This window comes from Enterococcus sp. E4-150, assembly GCF_035726465.1.
GTDB classification, from domain to species: domain Bacteria; phylum Bacillota; class Bacilli; order Lactobacillales; family Enterococcaceae; genus Enterococcus_B; species Enterococcus_B faecium.
In genome coordinates this window covers 116,379-128,183 of the sequence record NZ_JAPRGK010000002.1, presented here as the reverse complement: position 1 = coordinate 128,183, position 11,805 = coordinate 116,379, and the positions used below count along the sequence as shown (strand labels likewise).

The 11,805-nt window shown below is 39.7% G+C and carries 10 protein-coding genes; 9 read left to right on the top strand and 1 reads right to left on the bottom strand.

Annotated elements, in window-relative coordinates; translation table 11 throughout:
* Positions 1-35 precede the first annotated feature (35 nt).
* The 3 genes from cdaA to glmM are packed head-to-tail and all read left to right on the top strand — an operon-like array spanning position 36 to position 3,468.
* Positions 36-923 carry a diadenylate cyclase CdaA gene (gene cdaA / locus OZ002_RS02655; protein WP_002287821.1) on the top strand — a complete coding sequence of 296 codons (888 nt, stop codon included), beginning with the start codon at positions 36-38 and terminating at the stop codon, positions 921-923.
* Positions 920-2,089 (top strand): CdaR family protein, encoded by a 1,170-nt coding sequence (locus OZ002_RS02650; RefSeq protein WP_058140210.1) that lies wholly within the window; start codon positions 920-922, stop codon positions 2,087-2,089. Before cdaA ends, OZ002_RS02650 begins: the two co-directional genes overlap by 4 nt.
* Before the next feature lie 23 nt (positions 2,090-2,112).
* Positions 2,113-3,468, top strand: a complete 1,356-nt coding sequence (gene glmM / locus OZ002_RS02645) for a phosphoglucosamine mutase (RefSeq protein WP_002287824.1) — start codon at positions 2,113-2,115, stop codon at positions 3,466-3,468.
* Positions 3,469-3,539: 71 nt separating this feature from the next.
* Here glmM and glmS read toward each other — a convergent pair whose 3' ends face one another.
* Positions 3,540-5,345, bottom strand: coding sequence for a glutamine--fructose-6-phosphate transaminase (isomerizing) (gene glmS, locus OZ002_RS02640; protein WP_156248973.1), 1,806 nt, complete (start codon positions 5,343-5,345; stop codon positions 3,540-3,542).
* Positions 5,346-5,753: 408 nt separating this feature from the next.
* On the opposite strand from glmS, the gene OZ002_RS02635 reads away from it, so the two are divergent.
* From OZ002_RS02635 to clpX, 6 genes are all read left to right on the top strand, one after another.
* The gene (locus tag OZ002_RS02635; RefSeq protein ID WP_002287827.1) at positions 5,754-6,044 is read left to right on the top strand and encodes a hypothetical protein; all 291 of its coding nucleotides are present in this window, start codon (positions 5,754-5,756) and stop codon (positions 6,042-6,044) included.
* A 12-nt stretch (positions 6,045-6,056) separates the two neighbouring features.
* Entirely contained in the window at positions 6,057-7,082 is a 1,026-nt protein-coding gene (sppA, locus tag OZ002_RS02630; RefSeq protein ID WP_002324980.1) for a signal peptide peptidase SppA, read from the top strand.
* Positions 7,083-7,084: 2 nt separating this feature from the next.
* Positions 7,085-7,744, top strand: a complete 660-nt coding sequence (locus tag OZ002_RS02625; RefSeq protein WP_002294427.1) for an RDD family protein — start codon at positions 7,085-7,087, stop codon at positions 7,742-7,744.
* Positions 7,745-7,899: 155 nt separating this feature from the next.
* Positions 7,900-8,832, top strand: coding sequence for a hypothetical protein (locus tag OZ002_RS02620; protein ID WP_220723365.1), 933 nt, complete (start codon positions 7,900-7,902; stop codon positions 8,830-8,832).
* A 153-nt stretch (positions 8,833-8,985) separates the two neighbouring features.
* Positions 8,986-10,275: a trigger factor gene (gene tig, locus OZ002_RS02615; protein WP_002292069.1), complete on the top strand. Its 1,290-nt coding sequence runs from the start codon at positions 8,986-8,988 to the stop codon at positions 10,273-10,275.
* Positions 10,276-10,521: 246 nt separating this feature from the next.
* Entirely contained in the window at positions 10,522-11,772 is a 1,251-nt protein-coding gene (clpX, locus tag OZ002_RS02610; protein ID WP_002294425.1) for an ATP-dependent Clp protease ATP-binding subunit ClpX, read from the top strand.
* Positions 11,773-11,805: the final 33 nt, after the last annotated feature.

Genomic DNA, 11,805 nt, shown 5'->3' with positions numbered 1-11,805 from the left:
AGAGAGGAAATCTCAAAAGAGAAGAGAGGCTTTTTATGTCATTTCAAATCGGGGAACTTTTTAATTTGGACTATTGGCAGCAAATGTTTTCCGGTGACTTGTTCTCTCTGAATTTTTTGGTGAACATACTTGATATTCTGGTTGTCTGGTATCTTGTATACAAACTGATCCAACTGCTGCGAGGCACAAAAGCGATTCAGCTTCTAAAAGGTGTAGCTATTTTTATTGTTATCCGAATCGTAGCGGAAATCATTGGTCTGCACACCTTGTCTTGGCTGATGAACCAAGTCATTACGTACGGGGTGATAGCTGCTATCGTGATTTTTCAGCCGGAAATCCGGAGAGGACTGGAACATCTTGGACGCAGTTCGCTTTTCAAACAATCAAAAAGCGAACAGCAGGAAGATGAGAAGATGATCTTGTCTTTTGACAAAGCCATCCAATATATGTCCAAGCGAAAAATCGGTGCGCTAATTACTATCGAACGTCATACTGGATTAGATGAGTATATTGAGACAGGGATTGCTTTAGATGCAGATATCACTGGGGAGCTGCTGATCAATATCTTTATTCCTAATACACCGCTGCATGACGGTGCAGTTATTGTAAAAGAAGGAAAGATCGCAGTAGCAAGCGCCTATCTTCCTCTATCAGAAAGTATGTTGATCCCTAAAGAATTCGGGACTCGACACCGGGCAGCTGTCGGTATAAGCGAAGTCAGCGACGCGATTACCATCGTTGTCTCTGAAGAAACCGGGGACGTCAGCATCACGTTAGATAATGAACTGATGGCTGGCTTATCCCAGCAAGAATATTTGGCAATCTTGCGTAGAGAACTGATTGCTGAAGAGAAAACAAAAAACAAGAAAAACGTGATTCAATCTTTCCTAGACGGTATGACTAAGGGAGGGGATCGCAAATGATCTCAAAAGAGAAACGGACAAGCATTCTTTACAGTTTTATTGCATTGCTGTTCAGTATTGCGCTGTACTTCAATGCAAATGGCCAGTCCGTTCCAAATACGCTTTCTGGAAATGAAGCGTATAATCAAACAGTTACTGGGGTGCCGATCAAGATTTCTTATGATTCAAAGCGCTACTATATCCATGGATATGAAAATGCAGTGACTGTCAAACTTTCCAGTGCAAACCGAGTTCAGTTGAATGCAGAGGCAAACGAAGATACACGGATGTTCCGCGTCACAGCAGATATCACTAAGCTGGGCGAAGGAACACATGAAGTTCCGCTAAAAATTCAAAATTTGAGCAGTGCTGTCACAGCAAAGATCGAACCATCGACTATCACAGTAACGGTTGAGAAAAAGGTAATAAAAGATTTCGATGTGGAAACATTGATTCCTTCAACGTTCACACCATCTGGATATGAACTTGATGATACTTCCGTTAGTCCTAAAAAAGTCTCTATCACTACAGGTGACAAAACATTGGCAGAAATCAAACGAGTAGTAGCTGATGTGGACGCTTCGATGGTCACAGATGATGGGATTAATAGTGAGGTCCCAATACAGGCGCTGAATGCAGCGGGGGAAGTATTAAGTATCGTCTCTGATCCAGTGCAAGTAACAGTGAAAGCTGATTCGATCAAGCCAAGCAAGTCGGTACGACTTTATGGGATACAGCAAGGAACACCAGCTGCCGGGGTAGAAAGCTATGATTTCAGTTTTTCAAAACTGGAAGCAGAAGTAAGCGGCTCTAGCGATTTGCTTGCATCGATCGGTGACAGTATTGCTGTACCGATCAATGTCTCAGGTATCAATCATCGAACAACTCGTAAAATTGAAATACCAGTAGAAGAGGGGTTAAGTATCAAGCCCGAATCAGTTAGTGTGGAGATTACACCCGTGTTGCAAACGTCAAGCAGTAGCTCTGCTTCGACGAGCAGTCGGACACAAGAAAATACAAGTACGAGTAGAAGTATTTCATCTGCTGATTCAGGAACGGAACCATCGACAACAACCATTTCTTCCAGTTCGGAATCTGGGACAAGCAACTCGACCACAAGTACAGAAGAAACATCAGAAACAAGCGAATCAACACAAATGAGCAGAACAAATTCCTCAGAAAATTAAGTTAAAGGAGTAATTTTACAACTATGGGTAAATATTTTGGAACAGACGGCGTACGCGGTGAAGCCAACAAGGAACTTACGCCAGAACTTGCATTTAAGCTGGGACGGTGCGGAGGTTATGTCCTAAGCCAGCATGAAGAAGAAGGAAAACGCCCACGCGTGTTAGTAGGGCGGGATACAAGAATCTCAGGTCAAATGTTAGAAGAAGCGCTGATTTCAGGACTTTTATCGGTGGGTATCGAAGTGTTCCAGCTAGGTGTGATCTCTACACCAGGTGTTGCTTATCTGACACGTTTGCAAAAAGCAAGCGCAGGGGTCATGATTTCTGCTTCTCATAATCCAGCACAAGATAATGGAATCAAATTTTTCGGTGCAGATGGTTTTAAACTAGTAGATGACCAAGAGCTAGAAATTGAAGCATTATTAGATGCTGAAGTGGATGAATTGCCTCGTCCATCAGCTGAAGGATTGGGAACTGTAGAGGAATTTCCAGAAGGCTTATTGAAATATTCTCAATTCCTTGTACAAACGATCAACGGTGACCTTTCCGGTTTGACCATTTGTGTCGATGCAGCAAACGGAGCAACTTCAACAAGTGTTAATCGTTTGTTTGCCGATCTTGAAACAGATTTTTATACCATGGGCACAAATCCAGACGGGTTAAATATCAATGACGGCGTAGGCTCTACCCATCCAGAACGTTTAGCTGAGATGGTCGTTGAAAAAGGAGCAGATGCTGGACTAGCTTTCGATGGCGATGGCGATCGTATTATTGCGGTGGATGAACTTGGAAACATTGTCGACGGTGATAAAATCATGTTTATCTGTGCTAAATACTTGGCAGAAAAAAATCGATTGAAAAAAGATACGATCGTTACGACTGTCATGAGTAACTTAGGATTCCACAAAGCGGTGGAAGGAATCGGTTTGAAAGATGTCGTTACACAAGTTGGTGATCGTTACGTTGTAGAAGAAATGCGCAAAAACGATTATAACTTTGGCGGCGAGCAGTCTGGGCACATGATTTTCTTAGATTTTAATACAACTGGAGATGGGATGCTTTCAGGAATTCAGTTACTGAATATCATGAAGCAGACAGGTAAGAAATTATCAGAGCTTGCAGCAGAGGTAACAATCTATCCGCAAAAATTAGTGAATATCCGCGTAAGTGATAAAAACGGTGCGATGGATGTTCCGGCAATCAAAAAAGTGATTGAAGAGGCAGAAGCTGAAATGGGATCAGAAGGAAGAATCCTAGTTCGTCCTTCCGGTACAGAACCATTACTTCGAGTGATGGCAGAAGCGCCTACTGATGAGAAAGTTAATTACTATGTCGATAAAATCGCGGCAGTAGTCAAAGAAGAAATCGGACTGGATTAAGAGATATTTTCATAAAAAATAAAAGAACAAGGACCAGTGTCAGACATCTGACACTGGTCCTTGTTCTTTTATTATTCTACTGTCACTGATTTCGCTAAATTACGTGGTTTGTCAACGTCGAATCCCCGTAATAGCGTTGCGTAATATGCAAGTAATTGTGTCGGTACGACTGTGGTTAGAGTAGTTAGATAAGGGTGGACAGTTGGTAGCACCAGCTGGTCACTTTCCTTTTCTAATCCCTCTGAGACAATAACTAGTGTTTTAGCGCCACGGCTTTCGACTTCTTTCAGGTTTCCTCGAGTATGCGCACCAGTCACTTCTTCACTGATGATTCCGATCACTGGTGTTCCTTCTTCGATCAAAGCAATCGTTCCATGTTTCAATTCGCCAGCGGCAAAACCTTCTGCCTGGATATAACTGATTTCTTTCAATTTCAAAGCAGCTTCAAGAGAAACGTTGTAGTCAGCGCCACGTCCAATGTAAAAGGCATTTCTTGTATCGCTGAGATATACTTTTGCCAACTCTTCTAAATAATCTTTTTGGGCGATGACCGATTCCATCGCATTAGCAACTAAACTCAATTCATGAGTGATATCGAATACAAGAGAAGTTTCAAATTCTTTTTTATCACCGATAGCTTTGGCTAATAAAGTTAGTACAGCTATTTGTGCAGTATAAGCTTTCGTTGATGCTACTGCGATTTCGGGTCCAGCATGCAATAGCAGTGTAAAGGATGCTTCCCGCGAAAGAGTAGAACCAGCAACATTTGTAATCGTAAGTGAAGGGTAGCCGAGACGGTTGATTTTTACCAGCACTTGGCGGCTGTCTGCTGTTTCGCCACTTTGACTCAAGAAAATAAAGAATGGTTTTTTTGAAAGAAGAGGTGTGTTATAGCCAAATTCACTGGCTAAATGAACCTCAACAGGGATCTGTGTCAATTTTTCCAAAGTCTGTTTACCTGCTAACCCCGCATGGTAACTAGTTCCGCAAGCAATGATATAGATTCGATCGCTATCAGACAATGTATCGACCAGCTTTTGATCAAGAGAGACACGATTGTCTTCTGTTACGTATTTTTGAGCGATACGACGCATGATAATAGGCTGTTCGTCGATTTCTTTCAGCATATAAAAAGGATAGGTACCTTTCTCGATATCTGAAGAATCTACTTGTGCTTCGAATGAAGAACGTTCTACGATGTCACCTGCAAAATTTTGAATAATAACTTTTTCTGATGTGATGGTAACCATCTCTTCATCTTCAATCTCAACGAATTCCTTCGTATGAGCAAGCATAGCCATTGCATCGCTGGCAATCACATTGAATCCATCGCCGAGTCCGATTAATAGTGGACTTTTATTTTTAGCGACGTAAATAACATCAGGTGCTGTCCGATCAATCAAAGCGAAAGCGTAAGAACCTTTGATGACCCGCAAAGCTTTTAAAAACGCCTCTTGCGTTGTAGTATCCTTCGCGAAAGTTTCAATTAGATGAGCGATAATCTCAGTATCGGTCTCACCAATAAAGTGGTCATTTGCTAAATAAGCAATTTTAAGTTCTTCAAAGTTTTCGATTACGCCATTGTGAACGAGCACGAAGCGTCCACTTTGGGAAGTATGTGGATGGGCGTTTTCTTCAGAAGGTTGCCCGTGAGTTGCCCAACGTGTATGACCAATACCTATATTTCCTGTAGTATCAATATTTATTTTGTTTTTCAAATTTTGAATTCTGCCTTGTGCTTTGACCAGATAATCAGTTGTGCCATCTGAGACAAAGATACCAGCTGAATCATAACCACGGTATTCTAATTTTTCTAGACCGTCAATCAATCCTGGTGTTACATTTTTTAATCCAATCATTCCAACAATTCCGCACATAAAAAACATCCTACTTTCTATAATGAATTCGTATGAATGCTTCCAGCTGCAGGAAAATCCTTTTGTTTTATCTTTGCAGATACTTTTTGTGAATTTTCTGTAGAGTGCAGTCCCTAGGGCCATCCGCCGAATCTTTCGATAAACCCTCTCCTCGTCATCTGTTTACACAGACCTGGCGCTATCCTAAAAGGTATAACTATCCTCCTTTTTGTTTTTTATCTGGAAACATTTAAAATCATAACCTTTTGCGAATGTTCTTGTCAACAAAAAAAGAATAAAAAATAAATTGGTATATATCAAATGCTTTGTCAAATGCTCTTTTTATGTCAAAAAATAATGGGTTTTTATCTATCATCTTTTTCAGGAGTTCGGTACAATAGAAAGTAATCGGATAGAGGAGGAGTAAAAATGGATTCAAAAATTGAGATCATGACACTGGGAATGTTAAAAAAACAATTGTCCAAATTCGAAGCATCAGCTGGTGTATCAGATGATACGAAAATATTTTTAGATACTGGCTGGGATAGCATCCAAGAAATAGCACCTGATGCCTTGGAAGTTGCTCAAGCTCGTGAGTTTACGGTAGAAGATGAATTGACAAAAGAGTCGTTTTCCGGGTATGCGCGGGAAGAAAAAGCAGAGCGGTTCGACACTTCTGAGCAGTCAGAAACTGTGATCGTCATAAAAAACTTGTATTAGAAAGGAGAAAGAATGAATAAAAGACGTTGGGCAGCAGTTCTGATTGCTGCAGGATTATTTGTGGTTTCGTTAGTTTCAGCTAGTTTGACTAAGCCTCAGGAAAACGATCAAATTGAGGGATTGAACAGTTGGTTATATGGGGATGAAGAACTAGCTCCAAATGTGTTGGAAGAGGGAGACAGTACGCAAAAAATCGTAAAATTATCAGTAGATGGAACGATTGCTGCGGGAGGGTCTTCAGGTTTATTTGCTTCTGAAGGTTACAATCATAAAAATTTTATGGAACAACTGAAGGCGATTGAAGAAGATCCAACAGTCAAAGGTATCTTTTTAGAAGTAAATTCTCCTGGTGGCGGTGTCTACGAAAGTGCGGAAATCGCTAAGAAATTGGATACGATTCGTAAAGAACATGATATCCCAATGTATGTCAGCATGAAAAACATGGCAGCTAGCGGTGGCTACTATATTTCTGCTCAAGCAGATAAAATCTTTGCAACAGAAGAAACAGTGACCGGCTCAATTGGTGTGATCATGTCAGGATTGAATTATTCAGGACTTCTAGAAAAACTGGGTGTGGAAGATACAACAGTTAAAAGCGGAGCGTTGAAAGACATGGGTTCAGGAACGCGACCAGAGACAAAAGAAGAAGAAGCGGTGCTTCAAGCATATATCGACAGCGCATATAGTCGTTTTGTAGCAATCGTCAGCGAGGGACGGAATAAATCTGAAGAAGAAGTCAAAAAAATTGCTGATGGAAGGATTTATGATGGTGTCCAAGCAAAAGAAGTAGGTTTAGTCGATGAATTGGGATTTCCTGAAGATGCTTTAAAAGCTATGCGAAAGGAACAACAGCTTGAAGATGCGGAACTAGTAGAATATTCTTCCACGCCATCTGGGTTTGCTAGTACATGGTTAGGAAGTAAACTAGCAGAATTCCAGGGATTGAAGCCTTCTGAGACTAGTCAGATCTTATCCGTTCTTGAGAATCTAGGGACAGCGGAATCACCAAAAGCAATGTATTATTACGGAGGTGAGTAAGCATGTCAGAGCTTTCAAATGAAAATAAGGAACAAGAAAAAGATAAGCAACAGCAGCCTGCTGTAGGACCTGACTCCAACTTTTCCCAAAAGGTACTGAGCTCTTTTGAAAGAGAGCCTTTGACGCCCGAAGAAATCAAAAAGAAACAACGTAAATGGAAAAAGTATACGGACACAAGAAATGAACCGCCAAAAGCAAATGATTTTCCTAAGTATTTCTATGCAGGTTTTTTTATCCGAATGTTTGCCTTCTTGGTCGATCTTTTGTGTATCGGAGCTATTACGCGTTTAACACTTGGTATTGCCAAAAATCTAGGTTGGCTTAATTTTTCAGATTCTTATCTGAGTCTCTACGGATTCACAGCCTTACTTATTTATCTAGCGTATTTTATTTTATTGACGAAATTCAATCATGGCCAAACGATTGGGAAAATGATCTTTGGTATTCGAGTCATCAGCTTTGATGAAGAAGAACTTAGCTGGTCAACCGTTTTAGTTAGAGAAGGTGCTTGCCGGTTCATTCTAAAATTTCCTTTGCTAATGTTAGGGTATCTTCCAGCAATCTTTAATCAGAAAAAGCAACATCTGGGCGATTTTTTCACTAATACAAGTGTTGTTACGATCAATCTGATCAAAGCATTCAACCAGGAAGTCAACAGCTGATGAGCAATAAAAAGCAGTAACAGTTGAAAGCACCTTCTAAAGTCAGATCTAAAATCTAGCTTTTAGAGGGTGCTTCAGTTATTTTTAATTGTCATGCTTTTTTTGTTTTGCTACTATTGAACATGAGCTGAACATGAGCAAGAGGAGGACACTGCGTGAAGCCGATTGATTTTCCAGAAAAATATGAGAATTTAATGCGAGTGGCACAACAAGCACTAGCAAACCAGCAATATCAGCAGGCAAAAGAATTATTTCAACGAGCTTACGAGTTGAAAGAAAGCTTTGAGGCTAATAGCCTGCTTGTTTTTTGTCTTTACGAGTTGGACGAGAAAAAAGAAGCATTGAAGCAAGCACTCTTGCATGAAAAACAGTATCTTCAAAATGAGGAGTTTGCTGAATTTTATTTTGACTTGTTAATCAGTACACAAGATTTTTTATATGCTAGAAAATTGATAGCAAGTACAGATTTTTATGAAGCTTTCGAGCAGCGGGTCATTGAAAAAATCCAATTTGCAGAAGAATTATCCGGACAAATGGAGAGGCAGAAGATCAAGGCACTCCACAATAAATCGGAGGAACTTCCTTCGTTGGAACCTGCACGTCAGCTTGCGTCTATTGATGAGATCGAACAGCTTCCTTATCATGAGTTTGTCCAAACAGCGAGTAAACTTATTGTATCGCCAGAGGTCCATATTTTAGCAAGGGCAAAATTACTGGAGACACTTAGGCAATTGAACGAATGCCATCCTGTTTTCTATTTGACGATTGAAGAAAAGTTAGTCAAAGTCATACCAAAAGATCTGCCAAAGCCGCAGCAGCAGGCAAGTTACCAGCAATTATGTGTATTTTCAGATCGTTACGATAATGAAGATGCGCTGCTTAGTTCCGTGTTAAAAGAAGAATTCACGTTGCAATCTGCAATTGTTTATCCTGTCTATGATACATACATCGAAGACCCGAAGCGCTGGTTTCAACTGACTGTAGAGGCGTGTACAGGAAAAACGATGTATGAAGGTACAGAAGATGAAAAACAAGATTTTTTAAAAAAAAGAGAAAAAATTTTGCAGCAAATGATCTTCTTCCATTAGATTTTATCAGTGAAAAAGATAAAAATGTTATGAAAAACAAGGATTCTATCCATTCAATATGTTTACAATTTGAAAGGGTTAGTGTACTATTTAAAGGTATGCATGAAACGTTTTTGATGTATAAAATGAATTTCTAAACTCGGAGGGAATTAAATGACTGCAACATTTGAAAAAAAAGGCACGAATGATGGTGTTTTAAAATTTACGATTGCGCAAGACGAAATCCAAAAAGGATTAACAACTGCGTTTAATAAAGTGAAAAAAAGCTTGAACGTACCTGGATTCCGTAAAGGGAAAGTTTCTCGTCAAGTATTCAACCGTATGTACGGTGAAGAAGCTTTATATGAAGATGCATTGAATGCTGTATTACCAGAAGCTTATGAAGCTGCTGTCAAAGAAGCTGGCATCGATCCTGTTTCTCAACCAAAAATCGATGTTGAAAGCATGGAAAAAGGTCAAGACTGGGTAATCACTGCTGAAGTAACAGTGAAACCAGAAGTAAAATTAGGACAATATAAAGATCTAGTTGTTGAAAAACAAGACCGTGAAGTAACAGATGCAGACGTGGATGCACGTATCAAACGTGAACAAGAAGCACAAGCTGAATTAGTTATCAAAGAAGATGCTGCAGCTGAAAATGGCGATACAGTAGTAATCGACTTCGAAGGCTTTGTAGATGGCGAAGCGTTTGATGGCGGAAAAGGCGAAAATTACTCACTTGAATTAGGTTCAGGCTCATTCATTCCAGGATTTGAAGATCAATTAGTTGGTCATAAATCAGGTGAAAGTCTAGATGTAAATGTAACTTTCCCAGAAGATTATCAAGCAGAAGATCTTGCTGGAAAAGAAGCAGTCTTCAAAGTGACAATCCATGAAGTAAAAGCAAAAGAAGTGCCTGAATTAGATGACGAATTCGCAAAAGATGTTGATGACGAAGTATCAACATTAGACGAATTGAAAGAAAAATATCGCAAAGAATTAGTAGAAACAAAAGAAAAAGCAGCGGACGATGCAAAAGATGAAGCAGCGATCCGTATGGCTGTTGAAAACGCAGAAATCGTTGAATTGCCACACGTGATGGTTCATGATGAAGTACATCGTTCAATGGACGAATTCTTGAACAACATGCAACGTCAAGGTATCTCTCCTGAAATGTACTATCAATTAACTGGTTCTACAGAAGAAGACTTGCATAAACAATTCGAAGGTGAAGCAGAAATGCGCACAAGAACAAATCTTGTGATCGAAGCAATTGCAGCTGCTGAAAATCTTCAAGCAACAGAAGAAGAAATCAATGCAGAAATCCAAGAATTATCAGAAACATACAACATGCCAATCGAACAAATCAAACGCGTGTTGACAGAAGATATGCTGGAACATGATGTGACAATGAAAAAAGCAATCGAATTGATCACAGGTACAGCGACAGAAGCGAAAGAATAGAAATCAAGTAATAAATCATTTCTGAAGAAGCTGCTTCTAGAAAATTGTTTATTCGAAATAAGGGACTGTGACACGATTTTGTCACAGTTCCTTATTTTTTGTTAAGAGTAAAAAATGCAAAGGTATAGGTCAGTTGATCCTTTGTTAAACACTTTTTCTTTTTACTAAACTATGTTATGATAGTAAAAGACTGTAAAGTCTTTGATAGTTTCTTGCATACTTTTTGCAAGTTAAGGGGTGAAGACCATGTATGACAATCCAAGTAGCAATGAGACCGTACGCTGTTCTTTTTGCGGGAAAACCCAAGAAGAAGTGAAAAAGATCGTAGCTGGTCCAGGGGTCTACATCTGTAATGAATGTATCGACCTATGTAAAGAAATCATTGATGAAGAATTTTATGAAGAAGCTGTACGCGAATTCACTGAAGTCCCTAAACCACTAGAAATTCTTGAAGTATTGAATAACTACGTGATTGGACAAGATCGCGCAAAACGCTCGTTAGCTGTTGCCGTATACAATCACTATAAACGTGTCAATCAGCAAGCACAAGAAAACACAGATGATGTTGAACTGCAAAAAAGCAATATCTGCTTGATCGGACCTACAGGGTCTGGTAAAACATTTTTAGCACAAACATTAGCAAAAACATTGAATGTACCTTTTGCAATCGCAGATGCGACAAGTTTGACAGAAGCTGGTTATGTGGGGGAAGATGTAGAAAACATTTTGCTTAAATTGCTTCAATCTGCTGATTACAATGTGGAACGTGCAGAAAAAGGGATTATCTATATTGATGAGATCGATAAAATTGCGCGTAAAAGCGAAAATGTATCTATTACTCGTGACGTTTCCGGCGAAGGTGTCCAACAAGCCTTGCTGAAAATTCTAGAAGGAACTGTTGCAAGCGTGCCACCTCAGGGCGGACGTAAACATCCACATCAAGAATTTATTCAGATTGATACGACGAACATATTGTTCATCGTAGGTGGTGCATTTGATGGCATCGAAACGATTGTGAAGAATCGTATGGGCGAAAAGACGATTGGATTTGGTACACAAAACCAAAAACTTTCTGAAGACGAAAGTGTCATGCAGCATATCATTCCTGAAGATTTACTAAAATTCGGATTGATCCCTGAGTTTATCGGACGATTACCTGTTATGGCAGCTTTAGAGAAATTGACAACAGATGATCTGGTACGGATCTTGACTGAGCCGAAAAATGCGCTAGTCAAACAATATCAGAAACTTCTTTCTCTAGATAATACCGAACTTGAATTCGAACCTGAAGCGTTGAGAGCCATTGCGAAAAAAGCAATCGAACGCAATACCGGTGCTCGAGGACTTCGTTCCATCATTGAAGAAATCATGATGGATGTGATGTTTGATATTCCTTCAAATGAAAACATCGAAAAAGTGATTATCACAAAAGAAGCAGCTGAATTGTCTGGTGAGCCAACAGTAATCTATAAAGATTCAGAGAAAAAAGCGGGTTGATGAAAAGAGGCTGCCGTAAAAGTCATTTTGGCT

What these genes read in the sequence shown, in the direction of transcription:
- cdaA (WP_002287821.1), top strand. Translation starts at nt 36, where the DNA reads ATGTCATTTCAAATCGGGGAACTTTTTAATTTGGACTATTGGCAGCAA.
- sppA (WP_002324980.1), top strand. Translation starts at nt 6,057, where the DNA reads ATGAATAAAAGACGTTGGGCAGCAGTTCTGATTGCTGCAGGATTATTT.
- glmM (WP_002287824.1), top strand. Translation starts at nt 2,113, where the DNA reads ATGGGTAAATATTTTGGAACAGACGGCGTACGCGGTGAAGCCAACAAG.
- glmS (WP_156248973.1), bottom strand. Translation starts at nt 5,345, where the DNA reads ATGTGCGGAATTGTTGGAATGATTGGATTAAAAAATGTAACACCAGGA.
- OZ002_RS02650 (WP_058140210.1), top strand. Translation starts at nt 920, where the DNA reads ATGATCTCAAAAGAGAAACGGACAAGCATTCTTTACAGTTTTATTGCA.
- clpX (WP_002294425.1), top strand. Translation starts at nt 10,522, where the DNA reads ATGTATGACAATCCAAGTAGCAATGAGACCGTACGCTGTTCTTTTTGC.
- tig (WP_002292069.1), top strand. Translation starts at nt 8,986, where the DNA reads ATGACTGCAACATTTGAAAAAAAAGGCACGAATGATGGTGTTTTAAAA.
- OZ002_RS02625 (WP_002294427.1), top strand. Translation starts at nt 7,085, where the DNA reads ATGTCAGAGCTTTCAAATGAAAATAAGGAACAAGAAAAAGATAAGCAA.
- OZ002_RS02635 (WP_002287827.1), top strand. Translation starts at nt 5,754, where the DNA reads ATGGATTCAAAAATTGAGATCATGACACTGGGAATGTTAAAAAAACAA.